This is a genomic window from Nakamurella sp. UYEF19, assembly GCF_040546275.1.
GTDB lineage: Bacteria > Actinomycetota > Actinomycetes > Mycobacteriales > Nakamurellaceae > Nakamurella.
This window is the reverse complement of record NZ_JBEPNO010000001.1, coordinates 475204-495846: the sequence shown is the minus strand read 5'-3', so window position 1 is coordinate 495846 and position 20643 is coordinate 475204. Positions and strand designations below refer to the sequence as shown.

17 protein-coding genes are annotated in these 20643 nt (G+C 69.8%); 9 read left to right on the top strand and 8 right to left on the bottom strand.

Annotated elements, in window-relative coordinates; translation table 11 throughout:
• Positions 1–61 precede the first annotated feature (61 nt).
• Positions 62–1636 (top strand): MFS transporter, encoded by a 1575-nt coding sequence (locus ABIB25_RS02335; RefSeq protein WP_354526779.1) that lies wholly within the window; start codon positions 62–64, stop codon positions 1634–1636.
• A 28-nt stretch (positions 1637–1664) separates the two neighbouring features.
• On the opposite strand, the gene ABIB25_RS02330 is transcribed toward ABIB25_RS02335, so the two are convergent.
• The 4 genes from ABIB25_RS02330 to dxr are packed head-to-tail and all read right to left on the bottom strand — an operon-like array spanning position 1665 to position 6213.
• Entirely contained in the window at positions 1665–2498 is an 834-nt protein-coding gene (locus ABIB25_RS02330; RefSeq protein ID WP_354526778.1) for a GNAT family N-acetyltransferase, read from the bottom strand.
• Positions 2499–2509: 11 nt separating this feature from the next.
• The gene (ispG, locus tag ABIB25_RS02325; protein ID WP_354526777.1) at positions 2510–3673 is read right to left on the bottom strand and encodes a flavodoxin-dependent (E)-4-hydroxy-3-methylbut-2-enyl-diphosphate synthase; all 1164 of its coding nucleotides are present in this window, start codon (positions 3671–3673) and stop codon (positions 2510–2512) included.
• Positions 3674–3721: 48 nt separating this feature from the next.
• On the bottom strand, positions 3722–5029 hold the full coding sequence (locus ABIB25_RS02320; RefSeq protein WP_354526776.1) for a M50 family metallopeptidase: 1308 nt from the start codon (positions 5027–5029) through the stop codon (positions 3722–3724).
• Entirely contained in the window at positions 5023–6213 is a 1191-nt protein-coding gene (dxr, locus tag ABIB25_RS02315) for a 1-deoxy-D-xylulose-5-phosphate reductoisomerase (protein WP_354526775.1), read from the bottom strand. Before dxr ends, ABIB25_RS02320 begins: the two co-directional genes overlap by 7 nt.
• Here dxr and hrpB point away from each other — a divergent pair.
• Genes hrpB through ABIB25_RS02300 form a run of 3 tightly spaced genes read left to right on the top strand, consistent with a single transcriptional unit; the run spans position 6207 to position 10405 of the window.
• Positions 6207–8747 (top strand): ATP-dependent helicase HrpB, encoded by a 2541-nt coding sequence (gene hrpB / locus ABIB25_RS02310; RefSeq protein WP_354526774.1) that lies wholly within the window; start codon positions 6207–6209, stop codon positions 8745–8747. The genes dxr and hrpB overlap by 7 nt on opposite strands.
• 30 nt (positions 8748–8777) lie before the next feature.
• The gene (locus ABIB25_RS02305) at positions 8778–9131 is read left to right on the top strand and encodes a DUF2631 domain-containing protein (RefSeq protein WP_354526773.1); all 354 of its coding nucleotides are present in this window, start codon (positions 8778–8780) and stop codon (positions 9129–9131) included.
• 23 nt (positions 9132–9154) lie between these two features.
• On the top strand, positions 9155–10405 hold the full coding sequence (locus tag ABIB25_RS02300; protein ID WP_354526772.1) for an ArgE/DapE family deacylase: 1251 nt from the start codon (positions 9155–9157) through the stop codon (positions 10403–10405).
• Here the strand turns inward: ABIB25_RS02300 and rlmN are convergent.
• Positions 10387–11514 (bottom strand): dual-specificity RNA methyltransferase RlmN, encoded by a 1128-nt coding sequence (gene rlmN, locus ABIB25_RS02295; RefSeq protein WP_354526770.1) that lies wholly within the window; start codon positions 11512–11514, stop codon positions 10387–10389. The two genes, ABIB25_RS02300 and rlmN, sit on opposite strands and share 19 nt — an antisense overlap.
• A 91-nt stretch (positions 11515–11605) precedes the next feature.
• On the opposite strand from rlmN, the gene ABIB25_RS02290 reads away from it, so the two are divergent.
• Together ABIB25_RS02290 and ABIB25_RS02285 are read left to right on the top strand one after the other, a co-directional pair.
• Positions 11606–12310 carry an MOSC domain-containing protein gene (locus ABIB25_RS02290; RefSeq protein ID WP_354526769.1) on the top strand — a complete coding sequence of 235 codons (705 nt, stop codon included), beginning with the start codon at positions 11606–11608 and terminating at the stop codon, positions 12308–12310.
• A 5-nt stretch (positions 12311–12315) separates the two neighbouring features.
• Positions 12316–14310 carry a prolyl oligopeptidase family serine peptidase gene (locus ABIB25_RS02285; protein WP_354526768.1) on the top strand — a complete coding sequence of 665 codons (1995 nt, stop codon included), beginning with the start codon at positions 12316–12318 and terminating at the stop codon, positions 14308–14310.
• Here ABIB25_RS02285 and ABIB25_RS02280 read toward each other — a convergent pair.
• Positions 14293–15006 carry a ferritin-like fold-containing protein gene (locus ABIB25_RS02280; protein WP_354526767.1) on the bottom strand — a complete coding sequence of 238 codons (714 nt, stop codon included), beginning with the start codon at positions 15004–15006 and terminating at the stop codon, positions 14293–14295. The genes ABIB25_RS02285 and ABIB25_RS02280 overlap by 18 nt on opposite strands.
• Before the next feature lie 273 nt (positions 15007–15279).
• Here ABIB25_RS02280 and ABIB25_RS02275 point away from each other — a divergent pair, with 273 nt between their 5' ends.
• The 3 genes from ABIB25_RS02275 to ABIB25_RS02265 all read left to right on the top strand — a co-directional run bounded on the left by ABIB25_RS02275 (position 15280) and on the right by ABIB25_RS02265 (position 19394).
• On the top strand, positions 15280–16803 hold the full coding sequence (locus tag ABIB25_RS02275; protein ID WP_502919733.1) for a DEAD/DEAH box helicase: 1524 nt from the start codon (positions 15280–15282) through the stop codon (positions 16801–16803).
• A 137-nt stretch (positions 16804–16940) separates the two neighbouring features.
• A complete protein-coding gene (locus tag ABIB25_RS02270; RefSeq protein WP_354526765.1) occupies positions 16941–18440 on the top strand; it encodes an Rv3212 family protein in 1500 nt (499 codons plus the stop codon).
• 96 nt (positions 18441–18536) lie between these two features.
• Complete coding sequence (locus ABIB25_RS02265; protein ID WP_354526764.1) at positions 18537–19394, top strand: alpha/beta fold hydrolase; 858 nt, start codon at positions 18537–18539, stop codon at positions 19392–19394.
• A gap of 5 nt (positions 19395–19399) precedes the next feature.
• On the opposite strand, the gene ABIB25_RS02260 is transcribed toward ABIB25_RS02265, so the two are convergent.
• Positions 19400–19735, bottom strand: a complete 336-nt coding sequence (locus ABIB25_RS02260) for a hypothetical protein (RefSeq protein WP_354526763.1) — start codon at positions 19733–19735, stop codon at positions 19400–19402.
• Positions 19736–19739: 4 nt separating this feature from the next.
• Positions 19740–20618, bottom strand: a complete 879-nt coding sequence (locus ABIB25_RS02255; RefSeq protein ID WP_354526762.1) for a PHP domain-containing protein — start codon at positions 20616–20618, stop codon at positions 19740–19742.
• Positions 20619–20643 lie beyond the last annotated feature (25 nt).

Sequence of the window (20643 nt, the reverse complement as noted above, 5' to 3'; positions counted from 1 at the left end):
CTCCCACGGGATCAAAACCCCTGCCCTACCGACGTTTCACACGCATGCCAGACTCATCGCCGTGACGGCGCCCGGAACCACCGCATCCAAGTCCCGCTACCTCGCGCTGGTGGCGATGCTGTTCGCCGTCGCGATGACGTTCATCGACCAGACGATCGTCTCCATCGCCACCCCGCGGATCCAGGACGAACTGGCCCTGACCCGCGGCGGCGTGCAGTGGGTCGTCAACGGCTACATCCTGGCACTGGCCGCCGGCTTCGCCTTCGGCGGTCGCCTGGCCGACGTCATCGGGTCCAAACGGATGGTGCTGATCGGCATCGCCGGGTTCGCCGGAACTTCCGCCCTCTGCGGTGCAACGCCGAAGGGCTCGCTCGCCGAGACCTGGATCGTCTTCTTCCGGGTCGTCCAGGGCTTCTCGGCGGCCGTGATGATCCCGGCCGCCCTGGCCGTGGTGGTCAGCTCGTTCCCGCTGCGGGAGCGGGGCAGGGCGCTGGCCATCTTCTTCGGCGTCAGCGGCGGGCTGACCGCGATCGGACCGATCGCCGGTGGCTATCTGACCCAGTGGACCTGGCGGGCGATCTTCTGGATCAACGTCCCGATCGCCGTCGTCGCCATCGTCATCGCGGTGATGGCCAAGATCACCACCGCCGGACGGCGGGAGCCGATCGACTATCGCGGAGCCGTGCTGGCCGCGGCGGGCATGGGACTGAGCGTCTTCGGCTTCGAGCAGGCGTCCAGCTGGGGCTGGTCCAACATCGGCACCTGGCTGTGCATCGTCGGTGGGTTGGTGATCATCGTGGTGTTCGTGCTGGTCCAGACCCGGACAGAGTTCCCGCTGATCAAGGTTCAGATCTTCCACGATCGCGCTTTCGTGGTCGACAACGTGGTGCTCTTCTTCTCGATGATCGCGTTCGTGCCGGTGTTCTTCTTCGCGAGCGTCTATTCGCAGGTCTCGCTCGGGTACGACGCCAACAACGCCGGCCTCTACCTCCTGGTGTTCTTCGGCGGCTTCGCACCGGCAGCCCAGATCGGTGGTCGCATCCTGGACAGCCGCGGCGCCAAGCCCGCGATCGTGGCCGGGTCGGCCATCGGGGCCGTCGGCTTCGCGCTCTGGGCGATCCAGCTGACCAACCTGCAACTCGGCGCCCAGTGGTACGCGATCGTGCTGGCCGGCGCCGGGATCGGCCTGCTGCTCGGACCGTCCAGCACCGACGCCGTCAACCGCGCGATCGGTGCGTCCTACGGGGAGGTCACCGGCATCTCCCAGACGGTCCGGAACTACGGGTCCGCTCTTGGTCTCGCCGTACTCGGCACCCTGCTCGGCAACGTCTTCACCACTCGCCTGACGACGACTTTCGTCGGCGCCGGTGTCCCGGCCGACCAGGCGGGCGCAGCTGCCGCGGCCGCCGCGAGCAGCAGCACCGGCGGCTCCGGATCCGGTGCACCGTCAGGTTTCCCAGCCGCCGCGGTCCAGCAGATCCGGGCCGCGATCCCACAGGATTTTGCCGTCGCCACCCGGGCGGTGCTCATCGGCATGTCGATCGCCCTCGCCATCTCGCTGGTCGCCGCGTTCTTCCACCCCGGTGGCGTCGTCACGCACGAGAAGCCGGCGGTGGAACCCGTCACCGCCGGCTGACCCCGCGGCTGACGGGCGTGGCGTCAGGTCAGAAGAGCACGGACGCGAAGGTGCCGACCTGGCGGAAGCCGACCCGCTTGTAGGCGGCCCGGGCGGACAGGTTGTGGGCGTTGACGTACAGGCTCGGGATCCGGCCGAGGGAGCGGATGTGATCGGCGAGCGTGGCCACCGCCGGCGCCGCGAGACCTTGGCCACGGCATTCCGGAGTCACCCACACCCCCTGGATCAACCCGGCCCGGGACGACATGGCGCCGATCTCGGCCTTGGCCACCACCCTGTCGCCGTCGAAACGGGCGAACGACCGACCGGAGCGGATCAGCTCTTCCACGCGCGCCCGGTAACCGGTCCCGCCGTCGGGCCAGCGCGGGTCGACGCCGACCTCTTCGGTGAACATCGCCACCGCGGCCGGGTAGTAGATCTCCAACTCCTCGGGGCAGACCGGGCGCATCAGCGGATCCGTCGCGCACTGCACCCGCTCGGTGCAGGCCAGCAGCGGCTGGTCCTCCCGGACCTCCCGGGCCGGGCCCCACCGTCCGGAGAGGCGATCCCAGAGCGGCAGCACGAGCTCGGCCGGGCCCAGGATCGACGCACAACGACGACCGCCGCGGGATGCGGCCTGCGCGAAGGCTTTCAGCGAGTGCTTGTCGCCGGAGAGCGGCACCAGGTTGGGGCCGTCGAAGCAGACACCGTCCCGACCGCCGCCCACGCCCCAGAACTGACCGCCCAGGGCGCGCGAGTCCATCCCGGCCTGCTCGAAGCGAGCAGCGACGAGGCACCCGGCAATGGGGTCGGAGGCAAGCACCCTGGCCACTTCGCCACCGTTGGCGGGACCGAGGATCCGCGCGAATCCTGCTGTCAGCACTGTTGTTCCGGTCAGACCAGGCTGACCGAGGGCTCGCCGCTGGGAGTGCCTTCGGCCCGCATGATGTCGGCCAGTTTCATGGCCTCTTCGATGAGCGTCTCGACGATGTCGGCCTCCGGGACGGTGCGGATGACCTCGCCCCTGACGAAGATCTGGCCCTTGCCATTGCCCGACGCCACACCCAGATCGGCCTCACGAGCCTCGCCGGGGCCGTTCACGACGCAGCCCATCACCGCGACCCGGAGCGGGACGTCCATGCCCTCGAGACCAGCCGTCACCTCGTTGGCCAGCTTGTAGACGTCGACCTGCGCACGCCCGCAACTCGGGCAGGACACGATCTCCAGACCGCGCTCCCGCAGATTCAGCGACTCCAGGATCTGCAGCCCGACCTTCACCTCTTCGACGGGCGGCGCGGACAGGGAGACCCGGATGGTGTCGCCAATTCCACGGGACAGCAGCGCCCCGAAGGCGACCGCCGACTTGATGGTGCCCTGGAACGCGGGGCCGGCCTCGGTGACGCCGAGGTGCAACGGGTAGTCGCACTGCTCCGCCAGCAGCTCGTAGGCCCGGACCATGATGACCGGGTCGTTGTGCTTGACGGAGATCTTGATGTCGCGGTAGTCGTGCTCCTCGAAGAGCGAGCACTCCCACAGGGCCGACTCGACGAGCGCCTCGGGCGTGGCCTTGCCGTACTTCTCGAGCAGCCGCTTGTCCAGGGAACCCGCGTTGACGCCGATGCGGATGCTGATCCCGGCGTCCTTGGCGGCCCGGGCGATCGCACCGACCTGATCGTCGAACTTGCGGATGTTCCCGGGATTCACCCGCACTGCTGCACAGCCGGCATCGATCGCCGCGAACACGTACTTGGGCTGGAAGTGGATGTCGGCGATGACCGGGATCTGCGAGTGCTTGGCGATCTGTGCGAGCGCCTCGGCGTCATCGGTGTCCGGAACGGCCACTCGGACGATCTGGCACCCCGAGGCCGTGAGCTCGGCGATCTGCTGCAGCGTGGCGTTGACGTCCGCGGTCTTGGTGGTGCACATCGACTGCACGGACACCGGGTGCTCGCTGCCGACCCAGACGCCACCGACGTCGAGCTGCCGGGTCTTGCGCCGGGGAGCGAGCACCGGGACGGCCCGCTCGGCGGGCAGGGAGGGCATTCCCAAACCAATCATGTTGCTCTTTCCATCGGGTGTTGCGAGAAGGTGGTAGCTGGACGGGTGCTAGCCGAACAGTTTGACGGGGTTCACCACGTCGGCCACGAAGGTGAGCACGGAAAGCCCTATGAACAACAATGCCACCACGTAGGCCACCGGCATCAGTTTGGCCACGTCGAACGGACCCGGGTCCGCCCTGCGGCGGACCTTGGACCATCCCCGTCGGACCCACTCGATGACGGCGCCCAGGATGTGGCCGCCGTCGAGCGGGAGCAGGGGCAGCAGGTTGAGCAGGAACAGGCTCATGTTGAAGCCGGCCAGCAGCTGCAGGAACAGACTGATCTTGTCCTTCGCCGCGGTGTCGGAGGAAAGGATCTCGCCGCTGATCACACCGGCGCCGACGATCCCGACCGGGGAGTTCTGGTCTCGGGCCTTGCCGTTGAAGATGGAGTCCCAGAGATCCGGGATACGCGCCGGGATGGTGACGACCGCGTGGGCGGCCCGGCCGATGAACTGGCCCGTCATGACGAAGGCCTCCCCCACCGACTGCGACTGGTATTCAGTCTGCGCGGTGATCCCCAGGAACCCGCCGAGGGTGGTGCCGATCTGGGTGCCCTGGTCGTCGGTGACGGCCAGGGTGTTCTGCACGATGGGCACCTGGACGGTGGTCTGCACCCCGGCGCGTTCGTAGGTCAGCGACACCTCGCGGCCGGCGGAGGCCCTGATCAGAACCCGCATCTGGTCCCAGCTGGTGATCTCGGTGCCGGCGAAACTGACGATGCGGTCCCCGGCCAGCAGACCGGCCCTGGCCGCGGGCGTCGGCTGGTCCGTCGCGGTGCAGACGGGGGAGGTCGACGTCGCGGGCAACACGCACCGGCTCACGGTCCCGACCGTGGGGATGCTGGTCGGCAGACCGATGCCCACCACGATGACGATGAACAGCACGACCGCGAGGATCAGGTTCTGCACCGGACCGGCGACCATGACGATGATCCGCTTGAACGGATGCAGCTGGTAGAACTGACGCCCGTCGTCGAGCTCGGTGACCTGGGCACGGTCGCCGGCCCGCGAGTCCTCGATCAGCTGCCGGACCATCCCGGCCGGCCCCATGGCCGTGGAACTGATCCGCTGACGTCCATCTTTTCCAGGCGGCACCATGCCGACCATCCGGATGTAGCCGCCGAGCGGAATGGCCTTGAGCCCGTACTCGGTCTCGCCGCGTTGCCGGGAGAACAACGTCCGGCCGAATCCCACCATGTACTGGGTGACCCGGACGCCGAAGATCTTGGCGAAGGTGAGGTGGCCGAGTTCGTGCCAGGCGATGGAGAACAGGAGCCCGAGAACGAACAGGATCACGCCGATCGCGGTCAACACGTGTTGCTGCTCCTGTCGGTTCTCGATGAGTTCACTTGGATCAGTTCGTCGGCCCTGGCCCTGGCCCAGTCCTCCGCAGCCAGGACGTCCGAAATGCTGCCCGGTTCGGCCCGGACGTGGTCGGCCTCATCAAGGATGCCTTCCAGGATGTGAGAAATGCCGGTGAAGGGCAGTTTTCCGGTCAGAAAGGCGGCCACCGCCTGTTCGTTCGCGGCGTTGAACACGGCCGGGACCAGCCCGCCCGTGGTCCCGGCCCACCGGGCCAGGTCCAGAGCCGGGAAGACCACTCGGTCGACCGGCTCGAACGTCCACGACGACGCAGTGGAGAAATCACAGGGCGTCGAGACCTGCGCGAGCCGGTCCGGCCAGGTCAGACCCAGCGCGATCGGCAGTTTCATGTCCGGCGGGGACGCCTGGGCGATGGTCGAGCCGTCGCGGAAGGTGACCATCGAGTGGATGACGGACTGCGGGTGCACCACGACGTCGATCCGGTCGTAGGGAATGCCGAAGAGCAGATGGGCCTCGATGACCTCGAGACCCTTGTTGACCAGTGTGGCTGAATTCACCGTGACCACCGGCCCCATCGCCCAGGTCGGGTGGGCCAACGCATCCGCAACGGTGATCCCAGCCAGCTGCTCGGCGGTCCGGCCGCGGAAGGGTCCGCCCGATGCCGTGACGACCAGCTTCGACACCTCCTCCGCCGACCCGCCGCGCAGGCACTGGGCGAGCGCGGAATGTTCGGAATCCACCGGCACGATCTGGCCGGGCCGTGCTGCCGAGGTCACCAGCGAGCCGCCGGCCACCAGAGACTCCTTGTTGGCCAGGGCAAGGGTTCGTCCGGTGGCGAGCGCCGCCATCGTCGGGCCGAGCCCGATCGAGCCGGTGATGCCGTTGAGGACCACGTCGGCTTCCACCCCGGTGACCAGGTCGGTGGCTGCCGACGGGCCGCGCAGCACGGTGCGGCCGGGCATCGAGAACTCCGCGGACAACGCTGCCACAGCGACCACTGCGTCCGGATGCGCCGAGGCCTGGGCGGTGAGGAGCTCTGCATTCCCGCCGCCCGCCGCCAGCCCGACCACCTCGAACTCATCACGGTGAGCGGCGATCACCTCGAGCGCCTGCGTGCCGATCGAGCCGGTGGATCCGAGAATCACCACGCGTCGGCGACCATGGGTAGATGTCACCCCGCCATTCTCTGCTACTGCCGCGGTTCGACGCGCCCGGCGGGGATCTCCCGGTCCGGGAGTCGTTGTCGGCGGTGATCGGCACCCTGCGGAGCCGGGGCGCCGCGGTGCTGGTCGCGCCTCCGGGTTCGGGGAAGACATCGCTGCTCCCACTGGCACTGGCCGACGAGTGGCCGGGCCGGGTGATCGTGGCCGAACCGCGCCGCATCGCCACCCGTGCCGCCGCGCGCCGGATGGCGGAGCTGGTCGGCGAGGAAGTGGGCGGACGCGTCGGGTACGCGATGCGGGGCGACCGGCGGGTGTCCGGCGCCACCAGGATCGAGGTGGTCACCACCGGGTTGCTGCTTCGGCGGCTGCAGCAGGATCCGGAGCTGGCCGGGGTCGATGCGGTGGTGATCGACGAGGTCCACGAGCGAGCGCTGGACACGGATCTCGCGCTGGCCTTCTGCCTCGACATTCTCTCCACCATCCGGCCCGACCTCCAGCTGGTCGCGACCTCCGCCACGGCCGACTCCGCTCGTCTTGCCGAGCTTCTCGGCCGTGGGGATCCGGCCCCCATCATCACCGCTGGGAGCTCCACGTACCCGGTCGAGCTGATCTTCGCGCCGGCCGCGGTGCCGACTCCACTACTGGCCGATGCGCGAGTGGACCCGCGTCTGCTGGATCAGGTGGCGGCGGTGACCCGGCGCGCGATGGCCGAGGCCCCGGGGGATGTGCTGGTGTTCCTGCCCGGCGAGGCCGAGATCGCCTCGGTGGCTTCGCGTCTGGGGCCACTTGACGATGGCGGCGGCCCCGATGTGCAGCGGCTCTACGGGCGGCAGAGCGCCGCCGACCAGGACCGGGTGCTGCAGCCGTCAGGTCGGCGGCGGGTGGTGCTGGCGACAGCCGTGGCGGAGAGCTCGCTCACCGTTCCCGGGGTCTCGATCGTGGTGGACGCCGGGCTGTCGCGAGAGCCGCGGATGGACCACGTCCGCGGGCTCGAAGCCCTCACCACCACCAAGGTGTCCCGGTCGTCGGCCACCCAACGAGCCGGCCGGGCCGGCCGGCAGGGTCCCGGCCGGGCCTATCGGTGCTGGTCCGAGGCTGACGATCGACACCTTCCGGCTCATCAGTCGCCGGAGATCCTCACCACCGACCTGACCGGCTTCGCCCTGGCCGTCGCCGAGTGGGGTCACCCGAGGGGCGACGGACTCGATCTCCTCGACGCCCCGCCGTCACCCGCCCTCGACGCGGCCCTGGCAACCCTCGCGTCGTTGGACGCCGTCGACGAATCCGGCCGGATCACGTTGCGGGGCCGGGAACTCGCCCGGATCGGAGCCCCGCCGCGGCTGGCGCGGGCCCTGCTCGACGGCGCACAGCTGGTCGGCTCCGACCGGGCCGCCGAGATCGTCGCTGTGCTCTCCTCGGACATCCCGACCGCGGGGGACGACCTGGTGGCCGGGTGGCGCGCTGTGCGGAACAGCCGTGAGCCGACTGCGGGCCGGTGGCGCGAGGAGGTCCGGCGGCTGACCACCCAGCTCGCCACCTCGAGCCGGCGGACCGCCCTGGACGACGACCTCGCGGCAGGTGTCGTCGTGGGTCTGGCCTTCCCGGACCGGCTGGCGCGGCTGCGCAGTACCGGCCACACGGCGGGTCGCCACTACCTGATGACGGGTGGGACCGGCGCGCAGCTCTCCGGATCGACCGGTCTGACGGGCTCCACCTGGTTGGCCGTCGCCTCGGCCGACAGACCGTCGGGTCGCGCCGACGCCCGCATCCGTCTTGCCGCCCCGCTCGACCAGGCCACCGCACTGCAGGTCGCGTCACCCCTGCGTCATACGGACGACAACATCCGTTGGAGTGAAGGCACTCTCACGCTCCGGCGGACCGACTCCCTCGGTGCCATCGTGCTGACCGACCAGCCATTGACCGATCCCGATCCCGAGCAGGTGGCCACAGCCCTCCTCGCGGGCCTCCGCGCCGAGGGTCTGGGCATCCTGTCCATCCCGGCTGCGGCCGACACCCTGCGCCGACGGCTGGCGCTGCTGCACCGGGTGATCGGTCCGCCCTGGCCCGACGTGTCCGACACCGGCCTGCTGGCGAGCGTCGAGCAGTGGATCGGTCCCGATCTGCGCAAGGTGCGTCGTGCCGCAGACGTGGGCCGCATCGACATGACCTCGGCGCTGCGCCGGCTGCTGCCGTGGCCGGCGGCGGCCCGGCTGGACCAACTCGTCCCGGAACGGGTGCCGACACCCTCTGGATCGCCGGTCCGACTCGACTACGGGGCGATCGATCACGACGGGGATGGCCAGGTGGTGCTCGCGATCAAGGTGCAGCAGGCCTTCGGCTGGACGTCGGCGCCGGTGATCGCGGACGGGCGTGTCCCGGTGGTCGTGCACCTGTTGTCGCCGGCCGGTCGACCCGCGGCGATCACCTCGGACCTGGCCTCCTTCTGGACCAACGGCTACCCACAGGTGCGGGCCGAACTACGCAGCCGCTATCCGCGACACGCGTGGCCCGACGACCCGTGCCAAACTGGTCCCGGTAGGCAGTAGACATAGGTAGGCAAGAGCCAAGGAGGATCCGTGTCCGGCACATCCATCGAGCGCATTCCGTCAGGCGATGCCGATCACAGTGCTGACCACGGCGCAGACGAGCACGGCGCCATCGAACCGGCGCACCACGGCGCGATCGTGTCCTACAACCCGGACGCTCCCAGCGAGGAGTGGGGCTGGCACGGCCACTGGGGCGATTTCGCACCGCGCGGCAAGGCGATCTTCCTCTGGGTGGGCGTCGCGGCGATGTTGCTGATGGCCGTCTTCGGCAACCATGTCTCGCACGTCGAGGACTACTTCCTGGTGATCATCGCCGCGCTGATGGCTGCGTGGATCGTCCGGAGCACACGCCAGCGCAAGCGTGAGCGGCGGCTGCGGCCCTGACTCCCGCCCGGTGGCGTAGCCGGGTGCTGGATCACCTCGACGAACATGCTGCCGCGATCGTCACGGATCTGTCGGCGCTGATCCAGGTGCCCAGCATCTCCGGCACCGATGTGGAGAACTCCGTCCAGGACGACCTCGCCCGACGCCTGACGCAGATCGGCACCGAGGTCGATCACTGGTCCATCCCGCTGGCCGAAACCATTGGTGCGCACAACTTCCCAGGGGCCGAGGTAGATCGGTCGGAAGCCTACGGACTGGTCGGCCGGCTCGCCGGACGCGGTGACGGGCCGTCGCTGATGCTCAACGGCCACGTCGACGTGGTGCCTCCGGGCGACCTGGCGGCCTGGCCGCGGAACGACCCGTTCGACGGTGCTGCCGACGCCGAGCGGGTCTACGGACGGGGGGCCTGCGACATGAAAGGCGGCCTGGTCGCGTCGATCTGGGCCGTCCAGGCGTTGCGTGCGGTGGGCGTTCCGCTGCGGGGCGATCTACTGCTCGCTTGTGTGGTCGGCGAGGAGGACGGCGGACTCGGTACCTACGCCACCCTGCAGCGCGGATGGCGGGCCGACGCCTGCGTCATCCCCGAGCCGACGTCGCTCGACCTGGTGCCGGCCAACGGCGGTGCGCTGACGTTTCGCCTCCACGTCCCCGGGCTGGCCTCCCACGCTTCCCGTCGGAGCGCCGGCGTCAGCGCAGTCGAGAAGTTCTGGCCGGTGTTCCAGGCGCTGCGAGCCCTCGAGGCCGCGCGGAACGTCGACGCCGATCCGATGATGGCCCGCTGGGACATCCCCTATCCGATCGAGATCGGCCAGGTGCACGCCGGCGAGTGGTCGTCCTCGGTTCCGGACCTGCTGGTGGCGGAGGGCCGCTACGGCGTCCGGCTCGGCGAGAGCACTGCCGAGGCCAGGGTGATCCTCGAGGACACGATCGCGCAGACCTGCCGGGAGGATCCGTGGCTGGCCGACCATCCGGTACGGGTCCAGTGGTGGGGAGGCCAGTTCGCCTCGTCCCGGACCGATGACGCCAGCCCGATCCTGGACGCGGTGGCCAGGGCCCACGCCGGCGTCTCGACGCACCGGCAGCAGCGGTGGGGCGCGCCGTACGGGAGCGATCTGCGGTTGATGAACACGATCGGCGGGGTGCCGACCGTCCACTACGGACCGGGCGACGTGACGCTGGCGCACGGACCGGGCGAGTCGGTGCCGATCGCGGAGGTGTTGACCACCGCCCGGGCCCTTGCCGCGCTGGCCATCGACTACTGTGGCGTCAGCTGAGGTAGTTCCTCGGCGGCGAGCTGACCGCAGGCCGCGGCGATCTCCTCGCCCCTGGTGTCCCGGACCGTGCAGGCCACGCCCTGGGCGCGGACCCGTCGGACGAACTCGTCCTGCACCGGCTTGGGCGAGGCGTCCCACTGGCTGCCCGGGGTCGGGTTGAGCGGGATGAGGTTGACGTGGACGAGCTGCCCGAGGTGCTGTCGCAGCAGCTCACCGAGCATGTCGGCCCGCCAGGGCTGGTCGTTGATGTCGCGGATCAAAGCGTATTCGATGGAGACCCGACGGCCGGTCCTGTCGGCGTAGCCACGGGCGGCTCTGAGTACTTCGTCGATCTTCCACCGGTCGTTGACCGGCACCAGGGTGTCACGGAGTTCGTCGTCCGGGGTGTGCAGCGAGACTGCGAGACGCACCTGCATGTTCTCCGCGGTGAGCTTCTCGATCGCCGGGACCAGCCCGACGGTCGACACGGTGACCGATCTGGCGGAGATCCCCAGCCCGTACGGAGCGGGCGCGGTGATCATCTTCACCGCGGCGAGCACCCGGTTGTAGTTCGCCAGGGGCTCCCCCATCCCCATGAACACCACGTTGGACAGCCGTCCGGGAGAGCCCATCGCGCCGTCGCGGGCGGCGCGGGCGGCCAGCCGGACCTGCTCGACGATCTCGCCGGTGGACAGGTTGCGCTGCAACCCGCCCTGTCCGGTCGCGCAGAACGGGCAGGCCATGCCGCACCCGGCCTGCGACGACACGCAGAGCGTGATGCGGTCGGGGTAGCGCATCAGCACCGATTCGATCAGCGTTCCGTCGTGGGCCCGCCACAGCGTCTTGCGGGTGTCGCCGTCGTCGCAGGAGATCGACCGCACTTCGGTCAGCAGCTCGGGCAGCAGCGCATCGACGAATTCCTGACGGCCGTTGGCCGGTAGATCGGACATCTCGTCGGCGGCTCTGGTGAGTCCGCCGAAGTAGTGACGGGCCAGCTGATCGGCGCGGAAGGCGGGCTGCCCGGCTGCGGAGACTGCCTTCTTGCGACCGTCCGCATCGAGGTCGGCCAGGTGCACGGGCGGCTTGCCGCGCTTGGGTGCGGAGAAGATCAAGGGCAGAGGTTTCGTCATGACCTGACGATTCTCCCACGCCGGCGGCCCGGTTCCGCAGATCGGCGAACGCACGTGAAGTGCTGACGGGCGGCTGGCTAACCTTCACCTCATGAACAACGATCAAACAATCTCACTCCCGATCGGTTCGGTGCTCTCGGTGAACCTCGGCCGGGCGATGGACATGCCCTACACCTCGGCCCCGGCCGGCACCGGCATCGACAAGCGACCCGTCGCCCATCCGGTGATGGTCACCGCCCCGGGCCGCAAGGGTGTGGCCGGCAGCGGACTGGCCGGTGACGACGTGTGCGATCTGCGCCACCACGGAGGCGACGACCAAGCTGTGTACGCCTACGCCCGGGAGGATCTCGACAGCTGGCAGGCCGAGATCGGCCGGCCGCTGCCGGGCGGGTCGTTCGGCGAGAACCTGACGACGACGGGCATCGACATCAGCAACGCCGTCGTCGGCGAGCAGTGGGCGGTCGGCGACACCCTGGTACTCGAGGTCAGCGACCCGCGGATCCCCTGCCGCACGTTCGCCGGGTTCCTGGCCGAGCGTGGCTGGATCAAGAGATTCACCGAGCGCGCCGAGCCAGGTACCTACCTACGGGTCATCACTTCCGGCGAGGTGGCGGCCGGCGACCGGATCCAGGTGCTGCACCGACCGGACCACGGCATCACGGTGGCCACCGCCTTCCGCGCTTTCACCACCGAACCCGAGCTGCTGGCATCGCTCGTCGGCGTGGAGGGGCTGTCGCCGGAGGCCAAGTCGTCAGTGGCCAAGCGGGTCCCGATCTCGCTGGACGCAGACCAGTGACCGCCGTGACCGGGACGACCGAGCATGGAACGACCCCCGGTTCGTGGCCGTCCCCGATCTCCGCCGACCAGGCCGTGACGGCCGGGCGGTCGCTGGAGGCGGTGGCGTTCGCCGGCGACCGGCTCTGGTGGTCGGAGGGCCGCCCGTCCGAACGCGGCCGGGTCGCTGTCTGCACCACCGACGCCGGAGGCGCGACGGTCGACCTGCTGCCCGCGCCGTGGGACGCCCGCACCAGGGTGCACGAGTACGGCGGCACCTCCTGGCTCCCGGTTCCCGCGCCGGACGTCCCCGGGCGGGTCGTCCCCGGTGCCAACGGCCACGACCTTGTCTTCGCTCACTTCACCGATCAGCGGCTCTACCGGCTGACTCCGGCCGGCGAGCCGGTCCCGCTGACCCCCGCTCCGACGCTCCCCGCCGGGCTGCGGTACGCCGACATGCACCTGGACACCCGCCGCTCACGCCTGCTGGCCGTTCGCGAGACGCATCGTGGCGACAGCACTTTCGGGACCGTCGACCGGACCATCGTGGCCATCCCGCTCGACGGCAACGCCGCGGAAGATCCCGACGCGGTCATCGACCTCCTCGCCGGGCAACCACGCACCGACTTCCTGGCTTCTCCGCGGCTGTCCCCGGCGGGCGATGCACTGGTCTGGATCAGCTGGAACCACCCGGACATGCCGTGGGACAGCACCATCGCCCACCTGGCCGCCCTCGACCGGTCGGGAGCGGTCGCCGGAGCGGTGCAGCAGATCGCCGGTGGCGCCGGCATCTCGGTGGTCGACCCTGGCTTCGCCCCGGACGGTTCCGTTTTGCTGATCAGTGACGAGAGCGGTTGGTGGCGACCGATTCTGATCGATCCGCGCACGGGCGCACGCCGCTACCCGACAGCACTGGACACCGACTTCGCGCCACCGTTGTGGGTGCTCGGCCGACGCAACTGGGCCGCAGTGCCCGGCGGGCGCCTGCTGCTGCGGCCCGGCGGCCGCCCATCGGTGCTGGACACCTTCAGCGGCGAACTCCGACCGCTCGATCCCGAGTGGACCTCCGTGGGCGACCTGACCACGGACGGGTCCGGCCGCATCGCCCTGGTCGTGGGCAGCGATACCGCGGCCTCGGAGGTGGTCTTGATCCAGGCCGACGGGAGCCGGCAGTCGATCCGGTCCGGTGTCGAACAGCCACTTCCAAACGGGTTCGCACCGGTTCCGCAGACCCGCACTTTCGACGGCGTGCATGCGGTCGTCTATCCGCCGACGCACCCGGATCACCGGGCCGCCGCCGGCACCGCGCCGATGGTGATCACCGTGCACGGAGGGCCGACCGCCGCGCACAGCCGTTCGCTCTCGACCATCACCGCCTACTTCACCAGTCGCGGTTTTGTGGTCGCTGCGGTGGACTACCGCGGCTCCACCGGCTACGGCCGGCCCTACCGGGAGGCATTGACCGGGCGATGGGCCGAGCTCGACGTCGCCGACGCCATGACGGTGGCCTCCGGACTGCTGGCCGACGGCACGGCCGGCGCAGCGTTCATCAGCGGCGGTTCGGCCGGCGGGTTGACTGTGCTGGGCGCGTTGACGACGGAGGGCAATCCGTTCTCGGCAGGCGTTTCCTCCTACGGCGTCGGCGATCTCGCTGCGCTGATGGAGAGCACCCACGATTTTGAGTCCCGTTACCTGCACAAGCTCACCGGCACCGGCCCGGACGTGCTGGTCGACCGCTCGCCACTGCACCACGCCGACCGGTTGGCCCGACCGGTGCTGCTGCTGCAGGGCGGCAAGGACCCGATCGTCACTCCCGACCAGGCCGAGAGTTTCGCGGCGGCCTGCGCCGCGCGCGGGATCGCGCATGCGCTGATCGTGTTCCCGGAGGAGGGGCACGGCTTCCGGGCCGCTGCCGCTCGCAAGACCGCCCTGGAAGCCGAACTCGCCTTCTACGGACAGGTCCTCGGCTTCCCCACGCCGGGCGTGCCGAGCATCGAGCTGATCTCAGGCGAGACCGAGTGACTTCATCCGCTCGGTGTGGCCCATCTGCAGGCGGCGGAACAGTGCCGCGATCCCGGACAGGTCACCGGAACCCGTGACGATCAGGGTGGCCAGGTCGTCGTGGTCGGCCACCACGTACTGGGCCTGGGTGATCGCCTCGCCGAGGAGGCGACGACCCCAGAGAGCGAGGGCCCCGGTCAGCCTGGGGTCCTCCTGACACGCCCGGCGCACCTCGCGAACCGCAAAAGAAGAGTGACCTGTATCACTGAGCACCTCGACAACGAGATCACGGGTCACCGGGTCGAGCATTTCGGCGATCTCACGGTAGAAGTCGGCTGCCAAACCGTCACCCACGTGCGCCTTCACCAGCGATTCCAGCCAGGAGTGCGGGGCGGTCGAGTCGTGGAACGCCTCCAGCGGCACGACGAACGGCGTCATCGCGTCCTCCACCGTGACCCCGAGACGATCGAGATGCGCTGCCAGGCGCCGGAAGTGGCCCATCTCGGCCGAGGCCATCTGGGACAACGCGACTCGTCCGGACAGGGTGGGCGCGTACCGGGCGTCGGCTGACATCCGGTCGAAGGCCGACAGTTCGCCGTAGGCGAGCACCCCGAGCAACTCGGTGGTGCCGGCCGGCACCGTGCTGGATGTGCGAAAACCGCCGGCCGGGGATTGAAAAGTACCGGCACCGACATTGCCCGCTGCAGCGTCCGTCATACGGCCTCCGTTGCCCTTACGCCGATCGGCGATCGACCTGTGCATCCCACCACGTAGAATCGGACCCGACAGGCAGCACCATGACGGCGCTGCCGCATTGTGCGCGCGTCGCCCCGGGCCCGTAAACCTGTGATCACTGCCAACGCGCGCGGACCGCACGGAAGGCTTCGACCACCCATGACCGAACTGATCCCATCGATAGAACTCGAGCACGTGGCTGACGTACCACTGGACGAGGAAGCAGTATCCCACCCGCTGACCGGTGACGCACCGGTGGCACCGGAGGCACCCACCTTTGCCGATCTCCAGGTCGACCCGCGCATCGTGCGGGCTCTGACCGAAGCCGGTATCCACCGGACCTTCGCCATCCAGGCGCTGACGCTGCCGATCGCCCTGGTCGGGTCCGACCTGATCGGGCAGGCCCGGACCGGGATGGGCAAGACGCTGGGCTTCGGAGTGCCGCTCCTGCAGCGCCTCGCCTGGGACACCGGGTCGCAGGACGAGAACGGCAAGCTCAACACCGGACGGGCGCCGCGCGCGCTCGTGATGGTGCCGACCCGGGAACTGTGCGTCCAGGTCACCCGGGATCTGCAAGGTGCCGCGAAGTACCTCGGCCTCTCGGTCACGGCCGTCTACGGCGGCCGGGCCTACGAGCCCCAGATCGCCGCACTGCACGCCGGCGCCGATGTCGTCATCGGTACCCCCGGTCGCCTGCTCGACCTGGCCAAGGGCGGTCACCTGCAGCTCGGCGGCATCAAGGTGCTCGTGCTGGACGAGGCCGACGAGATGCTCGACCTGGGGTTCCTCCCGGACATCGAGAAGGTGCTCGGCATGGTTCCGGACGTCAAGCAGACGATGCTCTTCTCGGCCACGATGCCGGGGCCGATCCTCACCCTGGCCCGCAGTTTCATGTCGCAGCCGACGCACATCCGGGCCGAGGTCGCGAGCGAGGGCCAGACCCACCTGACCACCACCCAGTTCGTGTACCGCGCCCACGCGCTGGACAAGATCGAGATGCTGTCCAAGCTCCTGCAGGCGCGCGGTCGCGGCCTGACGATGGTCTTCACCCGCACCAAGCGCACCGCCCAGAAGGTTTCCGACGAACTGGTGGAACGCGGTTTCGCGGCCGCCGCCGTGCACGGTGACCTGGGCCAGGGCGCCCGCGAGCAAGCGCTCCGTGCGTTCCGGGCCGGCAAGGTCGACGTGCTGGTCGCCACCGACGTGGCCGCCCGCGGTATCGACGTCGAGGACGTCACCCACGTCGTTAACTACCAGTGTCCGGAAGAGGACAAGACCTATGTCCACCGGATCGGCCGTACCGGGCGGGCCGGCAAGACCGGCGTCGCCGTGTCCTTCATCGACTGGGACGACATCCCCCGCTGGAAGTTGATCAACGACTCGCTGTCCCTGGGTTTCGCCGACCCGGCCGAGACCTATTCGAACTCGCCGCACTTCTTCGCCGACCTGGACATCCCTGAGGGCACCACCGGGCGCCTGCCGAGGTCCCAGCGCACCCGCGAAGGTCTTGGCGCCGAGGCCGTCGAGGATCTCGGTGAGACCGGCGGACACCGTCGCAAGGCGGCCGTGGCGCCGTCGCGCGGGACCGGCCACGGCAGTTCCCGGGACAGCGGCGCGCGCGGCTCCCGTCGTTCGACGTCGACGGAGCAGCCGGCCGCCCAGTCCGACGTCTCGGTCACGGCCGAGGACGGCGGACCATCTTCGTCACCGCGCAAGCGGTCACGGCGTCGCACCCGCGGCGGCAGCGGATCGGCCGGCGCAGCTCCGTCCGGCGAGTGAGGCTCGGGCTCGGTCACCTGTGCAACCGCCATCGTGACCAGAACTGCAGCCACCCTCACCCACGAAGACCGCTCCGGACAGCACCGGCGAGCCTCCTTCCCTTCTTTGCTCTCAGTGCCATTGCGTAGGCTTCCGCCGTGACTTCCACGTTCCGCCGACGGCGTCTGCTCGACCGTTCACTGGCCGCCGGACTCGCCCTCGTGGTGGCCGTCGCCGGGATCCTGGTCTACCGGTCCAGCGACATCCGCAACGCCGACCTGGTCGTGAGCTCGCCCGGGAATGCGCCGTCGGGAGCGTACGCGGCGGCCTCGGTGCCCTCACCGTCCAGTGCCGTGCCGACCACGCTGACCCAGAAGTGGACCGCCGCAACGGATCCGGCCCTCGGGGTGGTGTCGTCCGAGTCCGGTGTCGTGGTCACCGCAGACACCCACACGATCAGTGCCCACGACGCGGTCAGCGGCGTCGTCCGCTGGACCTACACCCGGTCCAACCGCACGCTCTGCGCGATCGGATCCGGCGACACGGGACCCGCGGACATGACCTCGAGTGCCTCGATCGCCGGCATCGCCACCGTGTACGGCGAGAACGGCTTCTGCTCGCAGGTGATGACGTTCGACCCGGTGACGGGTGCGCGGGGGAAGGTCCGGACGTCGCCCGGACAGGAGAACGGCTCGCTGGTCTTCGGATCGCCGTACGGCGGCTGGCTCGGCGCCACGCGACTGGAAGTGTGGCGCTACGACCTGGTCCGCACCATCCAGTACGGGGACCAGGCAAACCCGCCCAAGCCCGGTCAGTCGCGCCTGGGCTGCACGTTCACCGACCTGGCGATGACCAGCAACCAGTTCGCCGCCGTCGAGCACTGCCCGTCCGAGGGCGCCAACGCCCGGGTGGTCCTCAACTTCGATGATCCCGGTGCGGTGGTGGACCATCCGGACGGCTGGGACGTCTGGCAGCACTACCCGCGCACCTGCGTGCCGGACCCGAACAAGAAGGGCTGCGCCGACATCGACACCGGAGCTGCAGCCGCCCGCATCGTCGGTCTGACCGCCGACCGCGTAGCCGTCCTGGTATCCGGCCCGAAGCCGGCCGTGGTGGTCTACGACGCCACCGGCAAGGAAGCCTCCCGGACCCCGGTGGACATCCCGGCGGCGGACATCATCGCAGCCGACTCGGTGTCGAAACCTGCGAAGGTGACACCGGCGGTGCAGACCGACTCCACCCGCTTGTCGCTGGTCGGCGACCATCTGCTGGCCGTTTCGACCACCAGCGCCCAGGTGCCTCCACCGGCCACGGCCTTCTCCTCCGCCGCGCCGACCACCACGAGCAGCAGCAACATCACCGACGCGCTCAACCCATCGTCGTCAGCGCCCACCACGGTGTCCGTCTCGGACCTGACCCTGAGCTGGGTCGCCGACGGCGCGCTCGGGCTGCCCGCGGCCATCGGGACGACCTTGCTGATGCCCACCGACAAGGGTCTGGAGACCTTCGACTCCACCTCGGGTCCAACGGTTCTCGGAGCTGCCGGTGGAAAGACGATCACGGTTGACCGCCAGGGCTACACCGGCCGCGTCGACGCGAGTGCCATCGGCTCGATGATCATCGAGGACCGCGGCGACAGCGTGGTCGCCCTGGGTTGACGCTGGCCGGACTGACGCTGGCCGGACTGACGCTGGCCGGGTTGACGCTGGCCGGGTTGACGCTGGCTGCGACGACATCGCTGGAATGATGTCGGCATGGCCGATCAGCTGACCCCCACCCACGCCGTCCACAGCAGGCTCGAGTCCTCGATCGGGCCGCTGGCCGCGCTCGTCGGCTCCCCGGCGGACGATCCGCGAGCGGTGGTCCTGCTGGTCCCGGGCTACACCGGTTCCAAGGAGGACTTCGCGCCGATCATCGACCCCTTGGTCGCCGAAGGCTTCGTCACCATCGCGATCGACCAGCCCGGCCAGTTCGAGTCACCCGGCCCCGATGACGAGACAGCCTACACCCCAAGGGCTCTCGGTCTGGTCATCGCCTCGGTGGTGGCGGGGTTCGCGCTCGATCACCCGGTCCTGCTGCTGGGCCATTCCTTCGGGGGTCTGGTCTCCCGCGAGGCGGTCCTGGCCGGGGCGGACGTCAGCGGGCTGGTACTGCTCTGCTCCGGGCCGGCCGCGTTCGTCTCCGGCAATCGGTTCGACGCCCTCACGGCCGGCGCGCCGGTACTGCGGGAACAAGGACCGCAGTCGTTGTACGACAACGGCCAGAGGGCGGCCGGGGCCGATCCGGACGATCCCCATCCCCTGGCCCGGTTCTACCGGCGCCGCTTCCTGGAGTCGAGCCGGGCGGGACTGCTCGGCATGGGCGGTGCCCTCCTGACGGAGCCGGACCGTACCGCCGAACTCGCCTCCGCCCTGGCAGGCCGCGGCACGCCGGTCGCGGTCGTGGCCGGCGAGGCGGACGACGCCTGGCCGCTACCGGCACAATGCGCGATGGCGCAGACCCTCGGCTCCGAATTGCTGTTGATCCCCGGCGGCGCCCACTCACCGGCCGTTGAGGCACCGCAGGCCCTGCTCGACGTGCTGCTGCCGTTGTTCTCGAGCTGGACGCACTGAACTGCTCAGCGCCACCAACCCCACCAGAGCGCTGCGAACGACACCAGGATCACCACCACGGCCACCGCCGGCCTGGAGCGCTCCGGTAACCGAGATCGCTTGAGGTGCAGGAACTCTCCGAGCACACCGACGATCAACTGCACCAGCACCCGATCGAGCCGCGGACCGTCGGTCACCAGAAGATTCCCCGCCGGCCCGCCCGCCCCTGCGACTCCGGTACCGCTGACCAGAGCCGGCGCGGCCACCACCAGGACGGCCAGCGCAAGCCCGAGGACGACGAGCCCGGCGGACAGCAGTGCGGCGAGTACCTCCAGAATGCGGACCGCAGGCGGGAGCCTCAACAGCTCAGCTCACCGGCCCGAGCGGCACCGGCCCGAGCGGCAGCGTGACCCCGCCGGTGACCGCGATCAGGGCCGCCAGCACCTCGGGATCCGTGGTCTCCTGGGCGATCCGGAGCTTTTTGTTGTGGCCGTGGTAGTCAGAGGATCCGGTGGTGAGCAGCGCGTGCTCGGCGGCGATCTCCCGGAGCTCGGCACGCTGCGCCGGGGTGTGATCCGGATGGTCGACCTCCAGGCCGGTCAGGCCGGCCGCGGCCAGCGCGCCGATCAGCTCCGGGGTCAGCACCCGCTGCTCACCCCGGCCCCGCGGATGCGCGATGATGCTCGCGCCGCCGGCCGCCCGGATCATTCCCACCGCGCGGAACAGATCGGTGTCCACCTTCTGCACGTAGTACTTGGCGCGGCCTGACAGGTGCGTCGCGAACGCCTCGTCGACGGAGGCCACCACGCCGGACGCGACCAGCGCCCGGCCGATGTGAGGCCGGCCGACCGGCGCGTCACCGGCGATCGCCAGCACCTGCTCGCCGGTGATCGGCAACCCGTCCTGCGCCATCCGATCGACGATGGCCAGGCCGCGACGCCGGCGCTCGGCCTTCAGTCGCGCCTGCTCGTCGACGATCGCTGTGTCCGTCGGGTCGAACAGGTAGCCCAGCAGGTGGACGCTGTGTGCCCATCCCTCGCCCATCACCTGGGTGGAGAACTCCGAGCCGCGGATCAGGGTCAACCCCGACGGCAGTGCGGCAGCGGCAGCCTCCCACCCGCCGGTCGTGTCGTGGTCGGTGATGGCGAGGACATCCACCCCGGCCCGAGCAGCGGCTTCGACCAGCTCGGCGGGGGTGTCGGTCCCGTCGGAGGCGTCGGAATGGGTGTGCAGGTCGATGAGCATCGCACCCCATCCTGCCTGCTGCTCG

Coding starts and splice junctions, on each gene's coding strand:
- ABIB25_RS02265 (WP_354526764.1), top strand. CDS start 18,537: ATGGCCGATCAGCTGACCCCCACCCACGCCGTCCACAGCAGGCTCGAG.
- rlmN (WP_354526770.1), bottom strand. CDS start 11,514: ATGACGAAACCTCTGCCCTTGATCTTCTCCGCACCCAAGCGCGGCAAG.
- ABIB25_RS02280 (WP_354526767.1), bottom strand. CDS start 15,006: ATGACGGACGCTGCAGCGGGCAATGTCGGTGCCGGTACTTTTCAATCC.
- ABIB25_RS02255 (WP_354526762.1), bottom strand. CDS start 20,618: ATGCTCATCGACCTGCACACCCATTCCGACGCCTCCGACGGGACCGAC.
- ABIB25_RS02290 (WP_354526769.1), top strand. CDS start 11,606: ATGAACAACGATCAAACAATCTCACTCCCGATCGGTTCGGTGCTCTCG.
- hrpB (WP_354526774.1), top strand. CDS start 6,207: ATGTCACCCCGCCATTCTCTGCTACTGCCGCGGTTCGACGCGCCCGGC.
- ispG (WP_354526777.1), bottom strand. CDS start 3,673: ATGATTGGTTTGGGAATGCCCTCCCTGCCCGCCGAGCGGGCCGTCCCG.